The following is a 23,063-nucleotide window of genomic DNA, read 5'->3' as shown; positions in this document are numbered from 1 at the left end:
CCCCTTAAATTAAATAAGTAAAGGCGCGATAAAAAATCCTAAAGTAACAGCAATTACGATAGCTAAAACGCCTGGAATGAAAAAAGAGTGATTGAAAATAAATTTTCCAATTTTTGTTGATCCTGTATCATCCATTTGCACTGCACCCAAAAGAGTTGGATAGGTTGGAAGAACAAAAAGAGCAGAAACAGCCGCAAAACAAGCTACTAACATATAAGAATCGTGTGGATTAGTAGCTGAAATTCCTAAAGCAGCCATAATAACTGGCACAATAGCTTTTGCAGTAGCTGCTTGAGAGTATAAAAGCATACTAGCAAAGAAAAATGCAACTGCAAGCATAGCTGGAGTTTGTTTAACCCAATCACCTGCTATTTCTTTAATCCCTGCTTCGTGAGCACTTACAAAAGTATTGCCAAGCCAAGCTACGCCAAATACACAAACACAAGCTGTCATACCTGATTTAAAAACGCTTGTTTCAATTATTTTAGATGGTTCAACTTTGCAAAGCCAAGTGATTAAAGTTGCTGCAGTAAGTAAGAAACTCATAATAGCTGCATCTCTTGGTATAATCACTGGATCGATCCATTTGATATTATTTGATATTGCTGTGGCATAAAGAACTACAGCTAATACAGCGATTAAAAAGATTGCCACAGAAAGTTTAGCACCCGGTTTATTTTCAGCATGTAAAACCTCATTTGGATCTTTAACAAGACCTGCTTTTAATCTTTCTTGATAGATTGAACATTTGCTTAAATCTAGAGGTGTTATAAGACTTATTATTAAAGCTGTAACCATACAAGCAATAAAAGTTGTTGCAATCCAAATTCCTAATAAAGTAGGGTAATTCCAACCTAGTGGTTCTAATACCCCACTCATATAAACAACAGCAGCACTTACAGGACTTGCGGTAATTCCAATTTGAGATGAAACAACCATTAATGATAAAGGAACACTTGGTTTTATGTTTTGAGATTTTGCTACGTCTATAACCACAGGCATTAAAGAAAATACAGCATTTCCAGTTCCTGCAAGAATGGTTAATAACCAACCGCAAGCTGGAGAAAGATAGTTTATAAATTTAGGGTTAGCTCTTAAAAGCCTTTCTGTCATTTTTACCATGTAATCAAGACCGCCTGCTTGTTGCATAGCAGAGATTGCTGCAATAGCAGCAGCAATAATTAAAATAACATCCCAAGGAATACTTCCTGGTTTAAGCCCTAGGAAAAGTCCTAAAATCACAACTCCTAATCCACCAGCATAGCCTATGGCGATTCCACCTAAGCGAATACCAATAAATATTGCACCAAGAAGAACAACTATTTGCAAGATTATATCTAAGCCCATAGAAATCCTTTATTTCTCTATACTTGGATTTAACATATGTTCAGGAGTTAGATATTCATCTAACTTTTCTTTGGTTAAAAGTTTTCTTTCTAAAACAATATCAGCTACTTTTTTTCCAGTTTGCAAAGCTTCTTTAGCAACTGATGCTGAGTTTTCATAACCTATATAAGGATTTAAAGCTGTTACTAAACATACAGAATTTAGCATAGTTTCTTTGCAATTTTCTGGATTAGCTGTTAAATGTTTTATAGCTTTATTTGCTAAAGTTAGCATTGCATTTTCTAATAAAACCAAAGAATTAAATAAAGCATAAGCAATTCCTGGTTCAAAGGCGTTAAGTTCGAATTCTCCTCTTTCTGAGCAAAGCGAAATTGTAACATCATTTCCTATTACTTCATAGCAAGCTTCTCCAACAACTTCAGGAATAACTGGATTTACTTTTCCTGGCATAATAGAACTTCCTGGTTGTAATTGAGGTAAGTTAATTTCACTTAAACCACATCTTGGACCAGAATTCATAAGTCTTAAATCATTCACAAGTTTAGAAAGTCTAACTGCAGCAGTTTTTAAAGCACCACTAACATGAACAAAATCACCTGTATCTTGAGTGGCTGCTATAAAATCTTCAGCGGGTTTAAAAGTAGTTCCTGTAATTTCGCTAAGATATTTTTCAACTAAATTTTTATAGTCTGGATGACAGCAAATTCCAGTTCCTATAGCAGTTGCGCCTAGATTAAGATAAGTCATTGACTCTCTTGCTTTTGTTATTTTTTCTATATCACTTTTTATATAAGTTGCAAAAGCGTTAAAAGTATTTCCTAAAGTAGTTGGAACCGCATCTTCAAGCTCTGTTCTTCCTATTTTTAAAATATTTTTATATTCTTTAGCTTTGATTTCTAATTCATTTTTTAAAATTTCCATAGCTTTTAATAAATCACCCATTTTAGCATGAACTGCAACTTTAATAGAGCTTGGATAAGTATCATTTGTTGATTGTCCGAAATTTGTATTATCATTTGGATGAAGATATTGATATTCTCCTTTTTTATGTCCCATCATTTCAAGAGCAACATTTGTTATAACTTCATTTACATTCATATTGGTGCTTGTTCCAGCTCCACCTTGTATCATATCAACAACAAATTGATCTAAAAATTCTCCATTGATAATTCTATCACAAGCCTTTGCTATAAAATCAGCTCTATTGGCTTCAATCATTCCTAAATCTTTATTAGCTAAAGCAGCTGCTTTTTTAACTTGTGCAAAAGCTTTAACAAAATAAGGATATTCTTTTAGTTTTCTTCCGCTCATTTGGAAATTTTCCAAAGCTCTATAAGTTTGAATTCCATAATAAACATCATTAGGAATTTCTAGTTCTCCGATAAAATCATGTTCTTTTCTTAAACTCATTGTCAAGCCTTTCTTTTGGAATAATTTATTATAAAAAATAGATTTATAATAAATATTATAATAGAATCATAGTTAATAATTAATTAATAAAAAATTAATTATTAATTTTTTATTGTATTAATAAAAAAATAATTTAATAATAAATATTTTTTTTACAGATATAAAAACTATTTTTATTTTGCTACAATTTTATTAAATTTTTCAAAGTATTTTTTAAGGATAATAATGGAAAATTTAAATATTAAACTCCACCAAATTAAAATGAATGATGATTGGAAAGAATTTTTAAAAGATGAATTTTATAAACCATATTTTTTAGAGCTTAAAAGAAAATATATAGAAGCTATAAAAGAAAATAAAATTATATATCCACCATCTAATTTAACTTTTAATGCTTTTAATCTTACTCCTTTGCATTCTTTAAAAGTTATTTTAATCGGACAAGATCCTTATCATCAACCAAATCAGGCTATGGGTCTTAGTTTTTCTGTTCCAAATGGGGTTAGAATTCCTCCAAGTTTAATAAATATTTATAAAGAATTAAATAATGATTTAGGTATAAGTATCCCAAAAAGTGGCGATTTAAGTTCTTGGGCTAAACAAGGAGTTTTGTTATTAAATTCTATTCTTAGTGTAGAAGCAGGAAAAGCAGCAAGTCATAGTCAGTGGGGATGGCAAGAATTTAGTGATGCTGTAATTTCTAATTTAAATGATAGAAGAGAAAATCTTATATTTTTACTTTGGGGTAATTTTGCTAAAAGCAAGAAAAGATTAATTGATTCACAAAAACATTTTATACTAGAAGCTGCTCATCCTAGTCCTTTGGCTGGAAATAAATTTTTAGGATGTAAGCATTTTTCTAAAGTTAATGAAATTTTAAAAAAACTAGGAAAAACACCTATAAACTGGGATTTAAATTTCTAAAAATTATTTTAAAAAATTCTTAATAGAATTTCTATTAAGAATTTATCTAAATAAATTTTTAAAATCTGTAGTTTGTGTATTGTAGATTGTATTATTACCTATAGATCCAGTAGCTATAATACTTGCTAGTTGTGCGAGAATGGTTTTAATCTCATCTCTTTTATCTTCTATATAAGATAAAATTCCTTCATATCCGTTATTTTCGAGCATTAATAAAGGATTTGTGATTTCAAATTCAAACAATTGTTCTCCAGCATAGACATTAAAAATATTTCCAAATAAAGTCACACTCATAAAAGAGCAATTTTGAATTAAAGATGCAACATTAGCATCTAAGGTTCTTTTTTGTATGTCGTCAAGATGATTAAGCTCTAATCTTTGATTTATATTTTGAGAAACTTTTTTTAAGGTTAGATCTAAAACTTGCAAAGCCCCGATAAAATCATTAGCATCATTAATTTGAGAGCAAATTCGTTTTGCTTCAAAACGACTCATTTCTTTTACTTCACCTAGATGTTTTTTAAGTGTATTTAATCCATCCATTTTTGTCCTTCAATTAATATTTCTAAAAATAGAAAGCAAATACTATTCCTTTATTTGTATAGAATCATTAATCCATATAATTACTTCATTGCTTAATTTATTACAACCTATTTCAAAGGCTTTAAGAATTTCTCTTGGAGTATTATTTGTAATTTTTTCTTTGATGGTAAAATACTTATGAGATATTAAAGCATTATTTTTTACATCAATTAAATTAAGACTTATATTTATTTTTGCGTAATTATCATTTTCTTTTAGAATTTGTTCAAAAGAGTCTATACGTCCTTCTAGTACAATATCAGCATTTATTTTGCTATGTTTTCCAATTAAAGTTTTAAAAAGATGACTTCTTTCTAATTTATCTAATAACATAAAACGTAATAAATTATTAGGAGTATCCGCCCAAAAATGATAAGCATAAATGTCACTTATATCATCTTTTATATAAGTTATATTTTTTGAATTTAAATATAAAGGAAGATCAAGATCTAAAATTTTTAGGGTTTTATCTGTGGTTTTAAAACTTTGATTAAAATCTTGTTCATTGCTTTTTAGTATAAATTCTTGAGATATATCTGTAGTTTTAATTGAGCAAGCACTTAAAAATACCAATATAAATAATAATATAGCTTTCATTTATTCTCCTGGTCCCAATTTTGGTTTATTGTTTTTAAATATCAAATCTGATGGACTTCTTCTTAAATCTTTTAAGAGTTGATTACTTTCTAAAAGTAAGATTTTAAAAAGTTCTAAATTAGAGAGCAAAGAAAAACGTAGATCATCAAAGTTTTCAAGTTTATCATCGGTTTTTTTAATAAGATTATTAAACAAAGTAGAACTATTATTGATATTTTCAAGACTTAATCTAGCATTTTTAGATAAAATACTCACTTCATCTGCCATTATCCCTAGTTTTTTGCTTGTGGTTATGAGATTTTCATTTAAAAGATCAAAATTTTGATTGATATTTGAGCTTAGTGTAGCTAAATTTTGCAAAATAAGTTCTACGTTTTTTAAATTTTTATCACTCAGTAAAATTTTTGATTTATTATCGGCTGTTTTTACAAGAGAAAAAATATGCTCACTTTGTTTATCGATCGCTGTAAAAAAGCTTTCTTTAAATTTTATAATAGGAATGTATGTTTTTGTACTTATTAATTTTTTAGAATTTTTACTTCCGCCTTGAAGTTGGATAAATTTAAGCCCTGTTATGCCTTGAAGTTGTAAAGTAGCGAAAGTGTCTTCTTTTATAGGAGTATTTTTTCTCACTTTAATAAGTATATTAACACTTAAATTATCTTTTTCATCAATACTAATTTTTTCAACATTTCCTATCTCAACCCCTAAAAGTCTTACAGGTGCTTTTACGCTTAATCCTGCCACAGATTCTTGAGTGTGAATTTCATAAAAGCTAAATTCTTCATCTTTTGAATATCCTTCAAACCATATTATAAAAATAAAACTAAAAAAGAATACACCAAAGACAAAAAATCCTATCCAAAAATAACTTGCCTTATTTTCCATAATTACTCCATAAATCTTTGATAAAGCTTTTTATTTTGGGTTTTAAGTTCTTCACAAGTTCCCATAAAAGCGACTTTTTTATCTTCTAAAATGATAAAGCGATCAAGTAGGGTTTTCATACTATCTTTATCGTGGGTTACTAAAATAATATTTAAATTAAAACTTTTTTTCAAATTTAAGATGAGTTCATCAAAAGCACGGCTACTATAAGGATCTAATCCTGAAGTTGGTTCATCTAAAAATAAAAGTTTAGAATCAAGTGCTAAAGCTCTGGCAATAGCTACTCTTTTTTGCATACCTCCACTTAATTCGCTAGGGTAAAGATTTAAAACATTTTCATCAAGACCTACCATTTTAATTTTCATATGAACAATTTCTTCAATTGCATTATAATCAAGCTTTGTGTATTCTCTTAAAGGAGTAGCTATATTTTCAAAAACAGAAAAAAAACTAAAAAGTGCAGCAAATTGAAAAACAACTCCCCATTTTTTTTGTAAAATTAGAGCATTTTTTTCACTAATACCTTTTAATTTGAAGCCTAAAATTTCGTATTCTCCCCCATCAAAATGCTCTAAAAGAAGCATTTGTTTTAAAAGAACTGACTTTCCGCTTCCACTTCCGCCCAAAATTCCAAAAATTTCATTTTCTTTAATTTCAAAATTAACTTTATCGTGGATAAGTTTTGTTCCAAAATAGGTTGTGATATTATGAGCTTTTATTATCATTAAAATCCAATTTTAGTTAAAAATACAGAAAATAGAGCATTAAATGCTATAATCCAAAAAATAGTATCAACAACACTTTTTGTTGTAAAAATTCCAATACTTTGAGTTGTTTTTGCTACATTAAATCCCCTAAAATTAGAAATAATCCCTATTAAAAATCCAAATATAGGAGCTTTAATAATCCCTATAAGTATATTTTTAAAATCAATAGCTTCTCTAAAGCGTCTTAAAAATTCTCCTGCATTTATATCAAGACTAAGTTTTGCAACAATTATACCTCCTAAAACACTTACAATATCGCTTATAATAACTATTAAGGGCATAGCGCAGACTAAAGCCATAACTCTTGGAATAACAATAAATTCAAAAGAATTAAATCCCATGGTATTCATAGCAGCAATTTCATCTGTAATCTTCATAACACCAATTTGTGCTGTATAAGAGCTTGCACTGCGTCCTGCTATAATAATTGCTGCTATAAGGGGTGCTAATTCTCTTGTAGCTGAAATTCCTATTAAATCAACAATAAAAATATTAGCTCCAAATTGAGCAAGTTGATAAGCAGCTTGATAAGCTAAAACAACTCCTACTAAAAAAGCGGTTAAAATTACAATAGGGAGAGCTTTTAATATAGAATCTTCTATGTGATATAAAAAGGCAATAAATCTAAATTTTTTAGGCTTAGCAATACAAAAGGCTAAAGAGCTAAAAAATGCACCTAGGAAATAAAAGAATTGTTTAAACGTCTTAAATAAATTTACACTTAATCTGCCAATATTTATAAAATAGTCTTTATAAGAGAATTTGTTTTGTTCTTTTGGGTAAATTCTTTTATAATTTTTTTCGCACAAATTAAAAAAATGAGAAAAATTAGAACTTAAGTTGAGTCTTTGAACTTTTATATTTTTTTGTGCTAAATCATATTCTAAAGCAAGAAAAAATCTTACTCCAGCAGTATCTATAAATTCTAAATGCGTAAAATCAATGATAATATTTTTTTGACCTAATTGTTTATGAAGTTTAATTTTTGGAAGATTTGTTTTATCCCAAATTCCAAAAATTAAAAGTCTATCTAAATTTTCTTCTTCTTTAAGTTTAAAATAACAAGACATTTTATAATTTAAGTAAAAAGTCACAAAGCTTTGAAACGCTAAAACCAAAATGTTCAAATACTTCTTTTTCTTTACCGCTTTCTCCAAAATCTTTTATGGTGTAAAGTTCATCACAAAATTCGTAAAGCTCATTAGAATTAGCTGCTTCTACGCCTATAACTTTACCTTTTAAAAGTCTTTCTTGATAATCTTTGTTTTGTTTTTTAAAAAGTTCATAGCAAGGCATAGAAATAACATTGCACGCGATCCCATTTTTTTCAAGCTCATTTGCACTTTCTAAACAAAGACTAACTTCACTACCACTTGCTAAAAGGGTAAATTTAGCATTTTCATTTTCTTTAATTAAATAAGCTCCATTTTCTACATCTCCAAAAACAGGTTCTTTTAATGCTTTTAATTTTTGACGCGATAATACAAAAGCACTTGGAGTATCAGCTTTTAAAGCAATTTTCCAAGCTTTTACATTTTCAACTCCATCTGCAGGACGAAAAGTTAAAAAATTTGGCATAGCTCTAAAGGTGCTAAGTTGTTCTATAGGCTGGTGAGTTGGGCCATCTTCTCCAACTCCTATACTATCGTGAGTAAAGATAAAAAAATGTTTTATTTTCATTAAAGCTGCTATTCTTGCAGCAGGTTTTAGATATTCGCTAAAGATAAAAAATGTAGCAGAAAAAGGTAAAAATAATCCATATCTTGCAAAAGCGTTATTAATTGCTGCCATTGCGTGTTCTCTTATACCAAAATGGATATTTTTACCTTCTACAAAATCTCCCATATTGTGAAGTTCTGTTTTATTTGAAGGACCTAAATCTGCACTTCCGCCTAAAAATCCTTTTAAATTTTTAGCTAAGATATTTAAAATTTCTCCATTACTATCTCTTGTGGCTAAGTCTTTATCTTTGAAATCAGGAAAAGTAATTTTTGAAAAATCTGGATTTAAAAGTTTTTCTAATAATTCTTTTTTATCGCTATTTTTTAATTTTGCTTTCCATTTAGCTTCTTCTAAATCTCCAAGTTCTATAGCCCCTTCAAAACGAATTTTTACTTCTTGTGGAATTTCAAAACTAAGTTCAGGATTAAAACCTGAATTTATTTTAGCTCTTTTAATAATATCTATTCCTAAAGGAGCTCCGTGACTTTTATGCGATCCTTCAAGTTCTAAGGCTTTTTTTGCTATTTTTGTATTGGCTATGATAAGACTTGGTTTTTTACAATTTTTAGCCCAAATTAAAGCTTCATTAATAGCATTAAAATCGTGTCCGTCTATTTCTTGGACTTCAAAATTTTGTGCTTTAAAACGCATTTTTACATTTTCGTTAAAAGCCAAAGCAGTATCACCTTCTATGGATATATTATTGCTATCATAAATTAAAATAAGATTGTCTAGTTTATGCACTCCTGCCAAAGAACAAGCTTCATAAGAAATTCCTTCTTGTAAATCCCCATCTCCTAAAAAGCAATAAATTTTATGATCAATAAGATCTTCTCCTAGCAAAAAAGCTGCTTTTTTTGCTGCCATTGCAAAACCTACAGCATTAGCCACTCCTTGTCCTAATGGACCTGTGGCAATTTCTATACCTGGAGTTGAGATTTCTGGATGTCCTGGTGTTTTAGAATGAATTTGTCTAAAATTTTTAAGATCTTTTAAGCTTAAATCATAGCCACAAAGATGAAGGAAGCTATAAATTAAAGCACTTGCGTGTCCACCTGAAAAAATAAGTCTATCGCGATTAAGCCAATTAGGATTTTTAGGATTATGTTTTAGATGAAGACTAAGAGTTGTTAAAATATCAGCTAAACCTAAGGCTACTCCTGGATGCCCTGAGTTGGCTTTTTCTATCATATCAGCACTTAAAAATCTTAAAGTATCTGCTTGTTTTTGAAGAATTTGTATATCCATATTTTACCTTTATTGCAAATATTGCGTAATTAAATTAAATAGTAATTTTGCTAAATTTTTATCTAGAGTTTGAAGATTGTTTTTACATTCTTTGATTAGTTTTTCTTTATGTGAAATAGCTTGTTCAAGCCCTAATAAATTAACAAAAGAATTTTTATTAATATCAGATTTTGAAGATTTTCCACTTTCTTTTTCATTCATTATAACATCAATAATATCATCATTAATTTGAAAGATAAGACCAAGTTTTAAACCTATATTATAAATTTGTTCTGTTTCTTGTGGATCTAATTCACAAATTTCACAACCCATTTTTAAACTAGCGGCTATTAATCTAGCAGTTTTGTGTATATGTAAAAATTCAAGTTCTTCTAAATTTAGTTTTTGATTTTCAAAAAAACAATCAATAGCCTGTCCTATAATCATACCATTAATTCCTGCATTAAAGGCTAGGGTTTGTATTAGATTAATTTTAATGCTATCTTTTAATTTTAAACGCGAGAGCAATAAAAAGGCTTCTGTGTTTAAAGCATCGCCTACTAAAATAGCTGTAGCTTCATCATAGGCTTTATGCAAAGTTTTAAGATTGCGACGTAAATCAGCATTATCCATAGCAGGTAGATCATCGTGGATCAAAGAATAAGTATGCATAAATTCTAAAGCCAAAGCAGCATCTAGTGCATCAGATAAAAGTTTTGGATTTTTAGCTTCTACTACTCCTAAAAGGAGTTGGGCACGAAAATGTTTTCCTCCCGCTTTAAGCATTGAAGCTAGGGCTTCATTGAAAAAAGGATGGAAACTTTTTACATTTGGAAGATGGTTATTTAAGTGTTTTGTAAAAAGTTCTTTCACTTCCTAAGCCTTATGAAAAATTGAAATTCTCCATCTGCTCTAGAGTTAATATCGGTTGCTAAATTATCATAAAAGCGACTTAAAGGCAGTTTATCACTTTTTCTTTGGATTAAAACATTAAAATCATTTCCTTTTATAAGAATATCTTGTAAATTTTTAAAGTCTTTAATAATTTGATTATTAACACGTAAAATTTGATCGCCAACCATAAATCCTGCTGTTGCTGCTTTAGAATTTGGTTCAACTTTTGTTATGATAAGAGCTTTATTAACACTTAGGCCTAAATTACTTTTAAAACTTGTTGGAGCTGGTTTTGGTTTATTGCTTGGAAGATTAAAATGACTTATATCTTTTTCAAAGACAACGCTTGAGATATTAAGTTCTTGATTATCTCTTAAAACATTAAAATAAAGTGTACTTCCCCTGTCGGCAAAAAGAATTTTTTCATTAAGTTTTCTTAAATCTTTTATGTTTTCTCCATCAACGCTAAGGATCTGATCATTGATTAAAAATTGACCATTTTTTCTTACATTTTGAACATATATTTTATTTTCTCTAAGATCAAAATCTACCCCAATATCTCCCCAATAAACATCATTATATTTCATAAAATGTTTTAAATAACGATTTCCAATAAAAGCATTGTTATTGAGTGCAATACCTAGCATATTACAACAAGGAGTGCTTAAAATTCCAATTTTTGAGTTAAAATCAAGTTGATCTCTTTCATTTAGATTTTGTGCTAAATATTTAATATGCCCTATGTAAGCTTTATCTGGATCTAAAATTCCTACCCAATCATTACGTGTTAAATTTTGTTCATCTACCATTTTTGTAGGGATAAGACTAAAATCTGTTCTTACAAGATATAAATTTAAAAATGGATCATATTTTACATATTTGTTAAGCTTTGTATCAGGTTTTTTTATAACAGCAAGTAAATTTTCACCTAAAACAAAAGCATCCATACCTTCATAATTTAATTTACTTGCTTTATTTCTTTCGTAACAAGCTACAAAATCTTCAAATCTTGGTCTTTCTATCGCAAAAGATAAAGAAAGCAAAATAAAAAAACTTAATAAAATTTTAATCATAATTTTAACCCTCCTAAAACATCTGTGGCTAAAGAATTACGATTTCTTGCAACCATAGATAAAACATCGTTAGTGGCAGAAATAAGTAAAATTTGCAAAGATTCTTTATCTTCAAGTAAAGAATCATCTATATTAATGTCAATAATTTCACCTTTTCCATTTGCACTGACCTTAACAAGTCCTGCACCACTTTTTGCACAAAATTCTTTTTTATCAAGTTCTGATTCCATGGCTTTTGCTTTTTCTTGAACCTTGTTTAAAAGTTCTCCCATTTTTGAAAGATCTAAATTATCAAACATTTATTTTCCTTGATTTTTATAAAATTCTTGAATAATAATTTTATCACTAAAAGGATATTTTATACCTTTAATCTCTTGGTAGTTCTCATCTCCTTTGCCTAAAATTAAAACCAAATCATCTTGTTCTTTTAGTTTTAAAGCTTTATAAATAGCTTCTTTGCGATCTGTTATTGTTAAAACTTTTGATTTATTTTCAAATCCTTGCAAAATATCTTCTATAATTTTATTGGGCTCTTCATCTCTTGGATTATCACTTGTAATAATAGCTAATTTAGCATAGTGTTCAACAATTTTTCCCATTAAAGGACGTTTGCTTTTGTCTCTATTTCCTCCCGCACCAAAAACAACAATCATTTTTTTATCTTTAAAGGTATCAAGGATTTTTTCAATTCCATCTGGAGTATGAGCAAAATCGACAATTACATTTTTTTCTATCTCTTCAACTCTTCCACAAACTCCTCCAAAATTTGAAATAGCAGCTTCTAGTTTTTTTATATCAGGTTTTAAAAGTTCATTAATAAGAGCACTTGCAGCTAAAAGATTATAAAGATTAAAAAGACCAAGCAAAGAAGAGTTGATATGGAAACTTTTTTGATTTCCGGCCATTACAATAGCTGAAACACCTTCATTTAAAGAATAAGCTTTAATATGATAATAAGAAGGACTTTCTATGCCATAAGTAAAAGAATTTTTTACATTAAAACGAATAGTTTTTGCATCTTTATTGATAAATTTTATACTTTCATCTGTAAAAAAACTTTCTTTGGCTAAAAGATAATTGTTAAAATTTTGATGAAAATCTAGATGATCTATTGTGATATTGGTAAAAATTTTTGCTTTAAATTTTAAACCTTCAATGCGATTTTGAACTAAAGCATGTGAGCTTACTTCCATCACAAAAAAATCACATCTTTCTTTACTTGCCTTGCTTAAATATTCTAAAGTTTTTAATATAGGCTCTGTGGTAAGAGATTTTTCATTAATTTGTTTATCATTTATAAAAGCACCTCTTGTTCCACAAAGAGCACATTTATATCCTAAATCTAGTAAAATAGAATAAATAGCAGCTGCAGTTGTTGTTTTGCCATTTGTTCCTGTTATACCTATAATTTGAATATTTTCATCAATATCTAAAAGTTTTTTACATTCCTCTACATTGATGATTTTTGCACCTTGTTTTTTAGCTTGATCAATAAATTGTTTGTTTTGACTATTGCATAAGAAAAAACAATCTTTTTGACATTCTAAAGAATTATCGGTTATAAAAGTGTCTTTAAATTTTAGAATCATTTTTCATCTTTAATAATTTTTTTTGAATTTTAATAAATTTTTTATTTGCCCAAAAATGTAAGAAAACATCTTCTATATAATTTAAAGTAAAATCTTTATAACCATTATCAAGAAGCTTTTCTAAAAATTCTAAAAAATCTTCTTTATCATTGATGACTAATTTTCCAGAATAAATAATATTTTCAAAAGATTTTTTAAAGCCAATTTTTTCTTCGCTTATTAAAAAATCTTTATAATTAAGGGCATAACCATCTTCAAATTCACTTTCTTTTGGTAATGCATTTTTAAATTCAATAGAGTTCAAAATTTGATCAAAATCTTTATCGATGAATTTTAAGCGATAATTGTCTATATAGAATTCAAAAAGCAAAAGAGCTTCTTGAGGATGATTTAAGGCTAAATCACAAAGATTTATGAAATTTAATAAACGTTTATTTTTTCTTTTTTCATAAGCTAAAGAAAAATAAGTTTTTGCAGTTTTAAAATCTTTCCTATAAAAATGATCAATGCCAAGCTGTTTATAATTTTGCAAATTCTTGTGCTCCACCATCTAAATTAATAAGAGTTATATCAGGATGAATGTCAATTTTTAATTGTCTTTCAAGCCCATATTTTAAAGTTGTTCCACTTGCTGAACAACCTTTACAAGCACCAATTAGATGAACATAAACTACGCCTTTTTTTATTCCTAAAAATTCTAACCCCCCGCCATCTCTTTCTAAAATGTGTATATTTTTTTCCAAACAAGCTTTAACAGGATTTACAAGCTCTTCATCACTAAAAGGCATCATGCTTTTACCCTTTTATTTGAAATTTTTAAAAATACTTTAGCACGATTGTATTTAAAAAAAGGTAAATTAAACCTTATTTTATTCTTCTTCCCTAGCAAGATTTTCAAGACTTTTTAATCCTTCTTCTCCTATAAGATTTTTTCCTTTTAAAGTTCCAAATATAGCATTTAAAGAGCCTACGATAGAATGAGAATTAAAACTCAAACTTTCTATAGCTCTTGCTCTTTTTTTCCATATGTTTTGCATAGCTCTCATTTCACTTTCTAAATCTTCTTTCATATTTTGATAAGTTTTTAAAATCAAAGTCATTTGAGTGCTAAATTCTTTAGAATTTAAATATTCGTATAAAAGATGATTTTTTTCTTCTTTATTTTCTAAAGAATTTTTAAGTCTATGAAAATTTATAATGCTTTCTCTAATAACGCAAATTGCACTTTTAAATTCATTGAAAGTGCAAATTAAAATTCCTTCTTTAAAATGAATTTTTTGTTGATCTTTTGGCATAGTTTTTGTGAGCAAAACAGCAATATCTACTTTTGTTTTAATACTATCTTGTTTAAGTTTATCAAGCCATTCTTTATTAAATTCTTTAGTTCTTTTACTTTCATATAAAATACTTCCACAAATATTTCCAAAATGATCTTTAACAATATGCAAGCAATCTGCTCCATTGATGCCTTTTGGAACCTCTTTAATTTCATCTGTTAAAAATTCATTTTTTAAAAATTCTTCTATAAGAAGTTCTTGTGCTTCTCCTTGAAGTTGTTGCGATCCTTGTTCTGCTTTTCTTTTTGCGGCATCAAGTTCTTTTTTGATGCTTTCTAGTTGTAGCTTTAGTTCTTGTTGCTTTAATTCTTCTTCGTTTTTTTTATGTTCAAATTCAATACGTAAACGTTCTTTTTCAAATTCTAAATTTTTCTTTTCTTGTTCTTTAAATTCTTTAAAAGCTTCTTGTTTAGCTAAAAATTTGATTTTTTCTTCATTTTCTTTTTGTTCTCTTTTTAATTGTTCATTTTCAGCCTTTAGAAAAATTAATTCACTTAATTCTTTACTTTTTTTCTCTAATTCATCTTGCATTAATTGTTTTTCTTTCTCGTGTTCTTTAATAAAATTTTGAATGAATTGCTTTTTAAAGTTGTCTTGTTCTTTTTGTATTGACTTTTCTATTTGATCTATTTGATTTTTCAAACCCTCTTGAATTTTTTGCTTAATAATTTCTTCTTGTTTTACCTTTTCTTCTTCAAGTTTGGCTAAATGTTTTTTATACTCCAATCTTTTTTCTTCTACTTCTTTATTAAATTCTTGTTTTTGTTTTTGAATTTCTAAATTTGCTTGATTTAAAACTTGAGTATAAAGTGCTTGATTGATATTTATAAATTCATTACATTTTGGACATTGAATTTGTTTTTCATAAATTTGCATAATATTTCCTTTATGGTATTTTAAATATTTTAACATATAATAAAAGCTTTGTTTTAGGAATATAGTTTGTATTGATAGAATTTATGTTAAATTTTTGTTTTAAGGAAAATTAATGCAAAAACCTACTTCAATTCAAGGATTTAAAAAATTTAAACTCATTATAATTTTAGCTTTAATGTCTAGTATAGCCCCACTTTCTACAGATATGTATTTACCAGCTTTAACTCACGTAGAACAAAGTTTTAAAACAAGTACTTTTTTAACACAACTTTCTTTAGCAAGTTTTTTTATAGCCTTTTCTTTAGGACAGCTTATATATGGTCCTTTAAGTGATATTTTTGGGCGTAAAAAACCTGTTATTTTTGGAATTTTACTTTTTATGATTTCTAGTTTTGCTTGTGTTATGGTGGATAATATTTTTCTTTTTATTTTATTAAGATTTTTACAAGCTCTTGGTGGGTGTGCAGGTATTGTGATAGCAAGAGCTATTGTTAATGATTTATTTGAAATCAAAGAAGCAACGGGGATTTTTGCATTAATGATGGTTTTTTCATCTTTAGCTCCTATGATTTCTCCTACTTTTGGAGGAATACTTCTTGATTATTTTTCTTGGCATAGTATTTTTATCACCTTATTTATTCTTGGGATCATTTTATTTTTTATGATAATTTTTGGACTTCAAGAAAGTGCAAATTTAACCCAAAGTCAAAAATTTTCATTTAGGCAAACTTTAAGTGCTTATAGTATTGTTTTGAAAGATAAGATTTTTTTAACTTATGTATTGTCTGCTTCATTAGCTCTTAGTGCTATGTTTGCATATATTACAGGATCTAGTTTTATTTTTACAAAATTTTTTGATTTAAGTGAGCAAAAATTCGCAATACTTTTTGGTTTAAATGCCTTTGGTTTTGTTCTTTGCGCAAATATTAATGCAAGATTAGTTTTAAAATTTAATTCTGAGAAAATTTTATCTTATGCATTATTTTTAATGCTTGTTGCAACTTTAATTTTATTTTTAAGTGCTTTTTTAAATCCTAATTTTTATCTTTTTGAGATATTGATTTTTATAAGCATAGCTTGTTTAGGTTTTATAGCGCCAAATACTACAACTTTAGCTATGGCGAGATTTAAGCAATGTTCTGGCACAGCTTCTGCTATACTTGGAACTATGCAGTTTGCTTTGGCTGGATTTATTTCATTTTTTGTTGGAATTATGAATGCAAATACTCCTATAGTTTTGGCATTTTTAATGTGTATATGTGTTTTTTTGGCAAATATGGTTTATTTTATTACAAAATTAAAAAATTATTCTGTTACGAAAATACTCAATTAAATTTAAATATATATTAAAACTCCTACTTTAATTTATCGTTTTGCTAAAATCTAAAAAGATAAAATCAAAAAGGATGAAAATATGTGGGAACAAGTTTATGATCCGCTAGGAAATATTTGGCTTAGTGCTTTATTTGCCTTTTTGCCTATATTTTGTTTTTTAATATGTTTAGTCTTTTTTAAACTTAAAGGCTATCAGGCAGGATTTTTAACAGTTGTGTTGGCTTCTTTAGTAGCTTTAATAATTTATAAAATGCCTTGGAATTTAGTTGGAGCTAGTTTTATACAAGGTTTTATAAATGGAATGTGGCCTATTGCTTGGATTATTATTGCAGCAATTTTTCTTTATAAGCTTTCAATTAAATCAGGTTCTTTTGAAATCATTAAACAAAGTGTTATGAGCATTACTCCTGATCATAGAATACAAGTTATTTTAATAGGTTTTTGTTTTGGCTCTTTTTTAGAGGGGGCCATTGGTTTTGGTGGTCCCATTGCTATTACGGCTGCACTTTTAGTAGGGCTTGGTTTTAAACCTTTACAAGCTGCTGGGCTTTGTTTGATAGCAAATACTGCTCCTGTTGCTTTTGGAGCAGTAGGAATCCCAGTAACTGCTATGTGTGATCTTTTAGGAATTCAAGGAGGAGCTATTTCTGCTATGATAGGGCGTATGCTTGTGCCACTTTCTTTTATAGTTCCTTTTTTTGTAGTTTTTTTAATGGATGGATTTAAAGGTATTAAAGAAACTTTTGCACCTGTTTTAGTAGCGTCAATTAGTTTTACTTTAACTCAATTTTTGAGTTCAAATTATTTGGGTGCTGAGCTTCCGAGTATTATTTCGGCAGTTGTTTCTCTTGCTCTTACTATAGTTTTTCTAAAATTTTATAAAATTAAAAATATATATCGTGTAGATGGAAAAACAGATTTTAAAAATGATTTAAATTTGAATATGGGTTTAATAATCAAAGCTTGGACTCCTTTTATTTTACTTATTGTATGTATAATTTTTTGGACTCAGCCATTTTTTAAAGAACTTTTTACAAAAGATGGAATTTTAGCTTTTACAAGTATTAGTTTGGCTTTTAATAATATAAGTGGAGGAATCCTGAGTCCTTCTATAGTGGATAATACAATATTAAAACCTATAAATTTAGGACTTGGAATAGATTTAATTAATGGAAAAAATGTTGCTCAGGCTGGAACAGCTATACTTTTTGCGGCTTTTTTAACTATTGTTATATTAAAAATTAAAGCAAATGATGCTGTTGAATGTTTTAATACAACTTTAAAAGAAATGGCTATACCTTGTCTTACCATAGGTCTTGTTGTGGCTTTTGCTTTTGTGTCTAAAAATAGTGGCATGAGTTCAACTTTAGGACTTGCTTTTGCACATACAGGAGGAGCCTTTTCTTTCTTTTCTCCTATTATTGGTTGGATAGGAGTTTTCTTAACAGGATCGGATACTAGTGCAAATTTACTTTTTGGAGCCCTTCAGCAAATTAGTGCACAAAAACTTGGAGTAAGCGAAGCTTTATTTTTAGCAGCTAACTCAGTTGGTGGAGTAGTTGGAAAAATGATTAGTCCTCAAAGTATAGCTGTTGCTTGTGCTGCAGTAGGCCTTGTAGGAAGAGAATCAGAGCTTTTTAAATTCACTCTTAAGTATTCTATAGCTTTTGTTATTTTGGTAGGAATTTGGACTTGTATAATAGCTTTCTTTTTGCAAGGTATCATTCCTCCTGTAGTTTTAAAATAGAAAGGTTAAAATATGAAAAAAGTATATTTTTATGCGACTTGTTTAGGAACAGCTGCTATGCAAGATACAATTTTAAATGCTTTAAAGCTTTTGCGTAGAGAAGGTGTTGAGGTAATATTTAAGAAAAAACAAACTTGTTGTTCTCAGCCTTCATTTAATTCAGGATATTTTAAAGAAAGTAAAGAAATAGCCCTTTATAATGTAAATTTATTTGATGAACCTTATCCTATAGTGGTTCCAAGTGGATCTTGTGCAGGAATGATGAGCCATGATTATTTAGAACTTTTTAAAGATGATGTGCATTTTGAAAAAGTAAAAGATTTTTCTCAAAGAGTTATAGAGCTTTCGCAATATTTAGATGAAGTTTTAAATGTTGATTATGAAGATAAAGGAGAGCCTATAAAAATTACTTGGCATTCTAATTGTCACGCTTTAAGAGTTCAAAAAAGTATTGATGCTAATAAAAATTTAATTAAAAGACTTAAAAATGTAGAACTTGTTCCTTTAGAATATGAAGAAGAATGTTGTGGTTTTGGAGGAACTTTTTGCGTAAAAGAACCAGAAATTTCAAATGCTATGGCTAGAAGTAAGATTAAAGATATACAAAACTCAGGAGTTAAATATTTAGTTAGTGCAGATGGGGGTTGTCTTTTAAATATTAGTGGAACGATGCAAAAAATGGGACTTGATATAAAGGCTATTCATTTGTACGATTTTCTAAATAAACGCTTACAAGGAGAGAGTCTATGAATAAAATTCCTCATGAAGAAATGGTTAAAATCAAACTTAATGATAAACAAATGCAAGAAAATCTCATAAATGCTATGCATACTTTGCAAAGAAATCGTCTTAAGGTAATTGATGATAAATTTAAAGATTGGCAAGGCTTGAGATCTAAAGCCAAACAAGCTAAAAACAATGCTTTAATGAATTTGGAAGATAGACTTTTAGAATTTGAAAAAAATGCTAGTGCAAATGGCATGATAGTGCATTGGGCTGATACCAAAGAAGAAGCTTGTGAATTAATTTATGAACTAATGATGCAAAAAAATATCACAAAGATTCTTAAGGGAAAGTCTATGGCAAGTGAGGAAATAGGCTTAAATCATTACTTAGAAAATAAAGGCTTTAAAGCAATTGAAACAGATTTAGGAGAACTTATTTTACAATTAAATGGTGAAAATCCTGTTCATATAGTTGTTCCTGCAATTCACAGAAATCGTTATGAGATTGGAAAAATTTTTGAAGAAAAATTAGGCGCTACTTTAGAGAGTGAGCCTGAAAAACTTAATGCTATAGCAAGAAAACATTTAAGAAATGAATTTGAGGGATTAAAACTGGGTTTAAGTGGAGTAAATTTTGCTATGTCTAAAGAAGGAGCTTTTTGGCTTATAGAAAATGAAGGAAATGGTAGAATGTGTACCACAGCTCCTGATATCCATATAGCACTTTGCGGAATTGAAAAAGTAATGGAAAGTTTTGAAGATGCTGCTACTATGGTATCTTTACTCACCCCTTCTGCAACAGGACAATTTATTCCAACTTATAATAATATCATTACGGGTCCTAGAAAAAATGGGGAATTAGATGGGCCTAAAGAAGTACATATAATACTTTTTAATAACAACCGCACCAATATGCTTTCAAATGAAGATTATTATGAAGCGCTAAGATGTATAAGATGTGGAGCTTGTATGAATTTTTGTCCTGTTTATGATCAAATAGGAGGACATACTTATCAAACAACTTATCCAGGACCCATAGGAGAAGTAATTAGTCCTAATATTTTTGGTATTGATTATACAGGAGATATTTTAACATTCTGTTCGCTTTGTGGACGTTGCTCTGAAGTTTGTCCTGTTAAAATTCCTTTAGCAGATTTGATTAGAAAATTAAGAAGAGATAAGGTGGGACAAGGAGATAATCCGCCAATAGGTGCAAATTTAGTTAAACACAATAAAGCAGAAGCTTTTACTTTTGCAAGATTTAAGGATCTAGCTACAAATGGAAATTTATGGAGATTTTCTTTATCAAAGGCCCATTATTTTAATTCTTTATTGCATAGTTTTAAAGATTCTTTACCTGTGATTAAAAATTGGAGTACTTTTAAAGAGTTGCCACAAATTAAGAAAGATTTATATAAAGAGATAGAAAAGCTTGAAGGAGTGATTTATGAGTAATAGAATTTTAGAACTTTCTTCAAAAAGCAAAGAGAGTATTTTAAATAAAATTAAAAATGCTTATAGCAAAAAAGATTTTACTTTTATTCCAAGTATTGATCCAATAGATCATATAAATACTAAAGATGATATGCTTAGTGAATTAAAACAAAAAATGAGTGATAATAAATACATAGTAGAAGAATGCTCCAAAGATAAGCTTGAAGAAAAGATCAATGAAATTGTAGCAAAGTATGATTATCAAAAAATGATTTATGGAAAAAGCTTAAATTTAGATTTATCAAAAATAAAAGCTAATGAAAAAATTTGTTTTGATAAAAATATAGAAGAGTTAAGAACTGAAGTTTTTCAAAGTGATTTTTCTGTAATACACGCAAGAGTAGGGGTTAGTTCCCATGGGGTAGCCTTAGTGCTTTCAAGCAAAGATCAACCTAGAATGCTTTCTTTAGCTCCAAAACTTTGCATAGTTTTACTTCAAAAGCAAAATATAGTAAAAAGTCTTAGTGAAGCTTTAAATTTAGCAAAAGAAGAAAATAAAACTTTACCAAGTAATATTTTATTTATTGCAGGACCATCAAGAACAGCTGATATAGAACTTATAACTGTTTTTGGAGTGCATGGGCCTCAGCAAGCTCATATTATCTTGTATTGATTTTTTTAAAATCAATACAAGATTTAAATCGCAATAGCTTTAATTTAAAATCTTTTTTAAATAAACGAAACATTATTTTAAATCTTAGTCTAAGATTTAACTTTTGAAGTAGTTCTTTTGTATGCAAATAAGAAAGAGGATAAAATTCAAGCATGTAAAAATCTGTGTAATAAGAACAAGCTTTAATCAAAAAACGATCTTTTTTATATTTTTGGTTTTGGCAAATGAAGTTAAAAATATTAACGGCAATAACACATAAACAATGTGCCTTAAAATAAGATCTTAAATCATTGTAATTATTAAAATATTCTCTTAAAAATTCTTGATTTTTGGGTAATTTCTTTGGAAATTTAGTATCTTGTTGGCTTTGAGTGATGGAATTTTCTCTAATTCTATAAACCATTAATTTTATATTTTCATAATAAATATTTTTGGCATTTAAAAACAAAATCGTTCCAAAGTCATGATCTTCATGATAAATACCATAAGTAAAACGAAGTTTATAAGAATTTAACATTTCGCTTTTAAAACTTCCTTGCCAAGCAAAATAAAAAAGATATAATGAATTATCTTTTAACAAATCAAGGCCATTTTTGTAAAAATTCTTCTTAGTATTTTTTAAAATATCAGTATCTGGATGAGTGATAAAAGTTTTTTTGTGTTCTAAGAATTCTTTAAAGGAATGTATAAAAATATCTAGTTTTAATTCAAGCATTTTTTTAACACAAGTTTCAATGCAATCTTTTTCTAAATAATCATCAGAGTCTAAAAAATGTATAATTCTTTTAGGTAGTCTTTGTATGATTAATTCATTAATATTTTTTAAAGAAGTTTTAATATAGCGCGATTGAGCTGTGTTTGTAAAAAGAAAATTAATTTTTTCATTTTTTATGATTGTTTGATCATAATTAAAAGAATTTGTGTTTAAATAGCTTTTAATTTTAATTTTCTTATTGCTTTGAAAATATGTTCTTAAAGGGCTTTGCTTAATAAATTCTAATCCCATATTTCTTGCAGAACTCAAACCGCCATTCTTTTTGGAAATAAGAAAAAACCTTTTATCTTTTTTTACATAATTTTGTGCTATTTCTAAGCTTCCATCATCACTTCCATCATCAACTAAAATAATATCTAAATGAGTATAAGTTTGATTTATCACACTTTTTAGACATTGTTCTAAATAGTTTTTTGTATTATAAATAGGAATTATAATTGAAACTAAAGGTTGCATAAAACACCTTTTTTAATTTTTCTTTTAATTTTCAAATAAAATATATAAAAGTTTATTTTATTTTTAAGAAATTTATATTTAAAGTATGAAATTTTATTTAAATTATAATAATATTTAAAAATTTCTTTTTTAAGATGAAAAGAAAAGTATCTAATGATAAATTGATTTAAATTAGAATTTTGAAGTAGGATTAAAATTTTTTCACAATCTTTCAAATTACTTTGCAGTTGTTTTTTGATTCTTCTTTTCATAATGGAATTTTCATTAGTATTATAAAAATATCCTATGAAATTAGCAGTTTTTATACTAGGATCTATAAGAAATGCAAAAACTAAAAGATCCTCTGCCATAGTTAGCTTTAAAGAAAGATCAAGTTTTTGAAGATTTTTAAAATAAAAGTCTTTTTGTATGAGACAAAAACAAACATTCCAAGAAATCCCCTTATGATACATCATTTTATTTTTTAATTCTTCATAATTTTGATAATTTGGTAAATTTTCTTCTATACCCCCCTCCATTTCATCAATTTTAGCAAAGCCAAATCTTAATAAATTGGCTTCTTTAATCTCTTTTAAAGCTAACTCACAAGCATTTAAAGCTAAAGTATCATCAGGGTCTAAAAACATTATATAAGCTGAGCTTGAGTTTAATACTCCTACATTTCTACTTGCAAAGGTTCCTAAAT

Annotated in this window: 23 protein-coding genes; 6 read left to right on the top strand and 17 right to left on the bottom strand. The window is 27.9% G+C overall.

All coding sequences use genetic code 11. The features are described from left to right. Window positions 1-9 precede the first annotated feature (9 nt). Both JG676_RS00115 and JG676_RS00110 read right to left on the bottom strand, forming a co-directional pair. The gene (locus JG676_RS00115; protein ID WP_200169275.1) at window positions 10-1,347 is read right to left on the bottom strand and encodes an anaerobic C4-dicarboxylate transporter; all 1,338 of its coding nucleotides are present in this window, start codon (window positions 1,345-1,347) and stop codon (window positions 10-12) included. Window positions 1,348-1,356: 9 nt separating this feature from the next. Next, window positions 1,357-2,757 carry an aspartate ammonia-lyase gene (locus tag JG676_RS00110; RefSeq protein ID WP_200216959.1) on the bottom strand — a complete coding sequence of 467 codons (1,401 nt, stop codon included), beginning with the start codon at window positions 2,755-2,757 and terminating at the stop codon, window positions 1,357-1,359. Window positions 2,758-2,982: 225 nt separating this feature from the next. On the opposite strand from JG676_RS00110, the gene ung reads away from it, so the two are divergent. Next, window positions 2,983-3,681 carry a uracil-DNA glycosylase gene (gene ung, locus JG676_RS00105; RefSeq protein WP_200216958.1) on the top strand — a complete coding sequence of 233 codons (699 nt, stop codon included), beginning with the start codon at window positions 2,983-2,985 and terminating at the stop codon, window positions 3,679-3,681. Between the two features lie 42 nt (window positions 3,682-3,723). Here ung and JG676_RS00100 read toward each other — a convergent pair whose 3' ends face one another. From JG676_RS00100 to JG676_RS00040, 13 genes are all read right to left on the bottom strand, one after another. Continuing rightward, a complete protein-coding gene (locus tag JG676_RS00100; RefSeq protein ID WP_200169278.1) occupies window positions 3,724-4,224 on the bottom strand; it encodes a flagellar FLiS export co-chaperone in 501 nt (166 codons plus the stop codon). Between the two features lie 42 nt (window positions 4,225-4,266). Next, window positions 4,267-4,860 (bottom strand): ABC-type transport auxiliary lipoprotein family protein, encoded by a 594-nt coding sequence (locus JG676_RS00095; RefSeq protein ID WP_200169279.1) that lies wholly within the window; start codon window positions 4,858-4,860, stop codon window positions 4,267-4,269. Next, window positions 4,861-5,748 (bottom strand): MlaD family protein, encoded by an 888-nt coding sequence (locus JG676_RS00090; protein WP_200216957.1) that lies wholly within the window; start codon window positions 5,746-5,748, stop codon window positions 4,861-4,863. It lies immediately after the preceding gene. A 2-nt stretch (window positions 5,749-5,750) separates the two neighbouring features. Continuing rightward, window positions 5,751-6,473, bottom strand: coding sequence for an ABC transporter ATP-binding protein (locus tag JG676_RS00085; protein ID WP_200169281.1), 723 nt, complete (start codon window positions 6,471-6,473; stop codon window positions 5,751-5,753). Then, window positions 6,473-7,585: an ABC transporter permease gene (locus JG676_RS00080; RefSeq protein ID WP_234126292.1), complete on the bottom strand. Its 1,113-nt coding sequence runs from the start codon at window positions 7,583-7,585 to the stop codon at window positions 6,473-6,475. The genes JG676_RS00085 and JG676_RS00080 overlap by 1 nt, the downstream gene beginning before the upstream one ends. Before the next feature lies 1 nt (window position 7,586). Beyond that, entirely contained in the window at window positions 7,587-9,485 is a 1,899-nt protein-coding gene (tkt, locus tag JG676_RS00075; RefSeq protein ID WP_200216956.1) for a transketolase, read from the bottom strand. 9 nt (window positions 9,486-9,494) lie between these two features. Next, on the bottom strand, window positions 9,495-10,337 hold the full coding sequence (locus JG676_RS00070) for a polyprenyl synthetase family protein (protein WP_200216955.1): 843 nt from the start codon (window positions 10,335-10,337) through the stop codon (window positions 9,495-9,497). Continuing rightward, complete coding sequence (locus JG676_RS00065; RefSeq protein WP_210328592.1) at window positions 10,334-11,431, bottom strand: PDZ domain-containing protein; 1,098 nt, start codon at window positions 11,429-11,431, stop codon at window positions 10,334-10,336. The genes JG676_RS00070 and JG676_RS00065 overlap by 4 nt, the downstream gene beginning before the upstream one ends. After that, window positions 11,428-11,730 carry a YbaB/EbfC family nucleoid-associated protein gene (locus JG676_RS00060; RefSeq protein ID WP_200169284.1) on the bottom strand — a complete coding sequence of 101 codons (303 nt, stop codon included), beginning with the start codon at window positions 11,728-11,730 and terminating at the stop codon, window positions 11,428-11,430. The genes JG676_RS00065 and JG676_RS00060 overlap by 4 nt, the downstream gene beginning before the upstream one ends. After that, a complete protein-coding gene (locus JG676_RS00055; protein ID WP_200216954.1) occupies window positions 11,731-13,020 on the bottom strand; it encodes a UDP-N-acetylmuramoyl-L-alanyl-D-glutamate--2,6-diaminopimelate ligase in 1,290 nt (429 codons plus the stop codon). Beyond that, complete coding sequence (locus tag JG676_RS00050) at window positions 13,004-13,552, bottom strand: histidine kinase (protein ID WP_200169286.1); 549 nt, start codon at window positions 13,550-13,552, stop codon at window positions 13,004-13,006. Before JG676_RS00050 ends, JG676_RS00055 begins: the two co-directional genes overlap by 17 nt. After that, the gene (locus JG676_RS00045) at window positions 13,539-13,811 is read right to left on the bottom strand and encodes a NifU family protein (RefSeq protein WP_200169287.1); all 273 of its coding nucleotides are present in this window, start codon (window positions 13,809-13,811) and stop codon (window positions 13,539-13,541) included. Before JG676_RS00045 ends, JG676_RS00050 begins: the two co-directional genes overlap by 14 nt. 78 nt (window positions 13,812-13,889) lie before the next feature. Further along, entirely contained in the window at window positions 13,890-15,233 is a 1,344-nt protein-coding gene (locus tag JG676_RS00040) for a DUF2130 domain-containing protein (protein ID WP_200216953.1), read from the bottom strand. A gap of 112 nt (window positions 15,234-15,345) precedes the next feature. On the opposite strand from JG676_RS00040, the gene JG676_RS00035 reads away from it, so the two are divergent. The 5 genes from JG676_RS00035 (at window position 15,346) to JG676_RS00015 (ending at window position 21,147) form a co-directional block, all read left to right on the top strand. Then, on the top strand, window positions 15,346-16,566 hold the full coding sequence (locus JG676_RS00035; RefSeq protein WP_200216952.1) for a multidrug effflux MFS transporter: 1,221 nt from the start codon (window positions 15,346-15,348) through the stop codon (window positions 16,564-16,566). An 81-nt stretch (window positions 16,567-16,647) separates the two neighbouring features. Beyond that, a complete protein-coding gene (locus JG676_RS00030) occupies window positions 16,648-18,315 on the top strand; it encodes an L-lactate permease (protein WP_200216951.1) in 1,668 nt (555 codons plus the stop codon). Window positions 18,316-18,327: 12 nt separating this feature from the next. Next, on the top strand, window positions 18,328-19,065 hold the full coding sequence (locus tag JG676_RS00025; RefSeq protein WP_200216950.1) for a (Fe-S)-binding protein: 738 nt from the start codon (window positions 18,328-18,330) through the stop codon (window positions 19,063-19,065). Next, entirely contained in the window at window positions 19,062-20,495 is a 1,434-nt protein-coding gene (locus JG676_RS00020; protein WP_200216949.1) for a LutB/LldF family L-lactate oxidation iron-sulfur protein, read from the top strand. Before JG676_RS00025 ends, JG676_RS00020 begins: the two co-directional genes overlap by 4 nt. Next, window positions 20,488-21,147 (top strand): lactate utilization protein C, encoded by a 660-nt coding sequence (locus JG676_RS00015; RefSeq protein ID WP_200169293.1) that lies wholly within the window; start codon window positions 20,488-20,490, stop codon window positions 21,145-21,147. The genes JG676_RS00020 and JG676_RS00015 overlap by 8 nt, the downstream gene beginning before the upstream one ends. Here the strand turns inward: JG676_RS00015 and JG676_RS00010 are convergent. Further along, entirely contained in the window at window positions 21,134-22,378 is a 1,245-nt protein-coding gene (locus JG676_RS00010) for a glycosyltransferase family 2 protein (RefSeq protein ID WP_200169294.1), read from the bottom strand. The genes JG676_RS00015 and JG676_RS00010 overlap by 14 nt on opposite strands. After that, window positions 22,366-23,063: hypothetical protein (locus tag JG676_RS00005; protein WP_200216948.1), on the bottom strand; the 698-nt coding region annotated here is incomplete at its 5' end. The genes JG676_RS00005 and JG676_RS00010, both read right to left, overlap by 13 nt.

It is taken from the genome of Campylobacter sp. 2018MI34 (genome assembly GCF_016598975.1).
In the GTDB taxonomy this organism is placed as follows: domain Bacteria; phylum Campylobacterota; class Campylobacteria; order Campylobacterales; family Campylobacteraceae; genus Campylobacter_D.
This window is presented reverse-complemented; position numbering and strand designations above follow the sequence as displayed.

What these genes read in the sequence shown, in the direction of transcription:
- JG676_RS00115 (WP_200169275.1), bottom strand. Translation starts at nt 1,347, where the DNA reads ATGGGCTTAGATATAATCTTGCAAATAGTTGTTCTTCTTGGTGCAATA.
- JG676_RS00110 (WP_200216959.1), bottom strand. Translation starts at nt 2,757, where the DNA reads ATGAGTTTAAGAAAAGAACATGATTTTATCGGAGAACTAGAAATTCCT.
- ung (WP_200216958.1), top strand. Translation starts at nt 2,983, where the DNA reads ATGGAAAATTTAAATATTAAACTCCACCAAATTAAAATGAATGATGAT.
- JG676_RS00100 (WP_200169278.1), bottom strand. Translation starts at nt 4,224, where the DNA reads ATGGATGGATTAAATACACTTAAAAAACATCTAGGTGAAGTAAAAGAA.
- JG676_RS00095 (WP_200169279.1), bottom strand. Translation starts at nt 4,860, where the DNA reads ATGAAAGCTATATTATTATTTATATTGGTATTTTTAAGTGCTTGCTCA.
- JG676_RS00090 (WP_200216957.1), bottom strand. Translation starts at nt 5,748, where the DNA reads ATGGAAAATAAGGCAAGTTATTTTTGGATAGGATTTTTTGTCTTTGGT.
- JG676_RS00085 (WP_200169281.1), bottom strand. Translation starts at nt 6,473, where the DNA reads ATGATAATAAAAGCTCATAATATCACAACCTATTTTGGAACAAAACTT.
- JG676_RS00080 (WP_234126292.1), bottom strand. Translation starts at nt 7,585, where the DNA reads ATGTCTTGTTATTTTAAACTTAAAGAAGAAGAAAATTTAGATAGACTT.
- tkt (WP_200216956.1), bottom strand. Translation starts at nt 9,485, where the DNA reads ATGGATATACAAATTCTTCAAAAACAAGCAGATACTTTAAGATTTTTA.
- JG676_RS00065 (WP_210328592.1), bottom strand. Translation starts at nt 11,431, where the DNA reads ATGATTAAAATTTTATTAAGTTTTTTTATTTTGCTTTCTTTATCTTTT.
- JG676_RS00060 (WP_200169284.1), bottom strand. Translation starts at nt 11,730, where the DNA reads ATGTTTGATAATTTAGATCTTTCAAAAATGGGAGAACTTTTAAACAAG.
- JG676_RS00055 (WP_200216954.1), bottom strand. Translation starts at nt 13,020, where the DNA reads ATGATTCTAAAATTTAAAGACACTTTTATAACCGATAATTCTTTAGAA.
- JG676_RS00045 (WP_200169287.1), bottom strand. Translation starts at nt 13,811, where the DNA reads ATGATGCCTTTTAGTGATGAAGAGCTTGTAAATCCTGTTAAAGCTTGT.
- JG676_RS00040 (WP_200216953.1), bottom strand. Translation starts at nt 15,233, where the DNA reads ATGCAAATTTATGAAAAACAAATTCAATGTCCAAAATGTAATGAATTT.
- JG676_RS00035 (WP_200216952.1), top strand. Translation starts at nt 15,346, where the DNA reads ATGCAAAAACCTACTTCAATTCAAGGATTTAAAAAATTTAAACTCATT.
- JG676_RS00030 (WP_200216951.1), top strand. Translation starts at nt 16,648, where the DNA reads ATGTGGGAACAAGTTTATGATCCGCTAGGAAATATTTGGCTTAGTGCT.
- JG676_RS00025 (WP_200216950.1), top strand. Translation starts at nt 18,328, where the DNA reads ATGAAAAAAGTATATTTTTATGCGACTTGTTTAGGAACAGCTGCTATG.
- JG676_RS00020 (WP_200216949.1), top strand. Translation starts at nt 19,062, where the DNA reads ATGAATAAAATTCCTCATGAAGAAATGGTTAAAATCAAACTTAATGAT.
- JG676_RS00015 (WP_200169293.1), top strand. Translation starts at nt 20,488, where the DNA reads ATGAGTAATAGAATTTTAGAACTTTCTTCAAAAAGCAAAGAGAGTATT.
- JG676_RS00010 (WP_200169294.1), bottom strand. Translation starts at nt 22,378, where the DNA reads ATGCAACCTTTAGTTTCAATTATAATTCCTATTTATAATACAAAAAAC.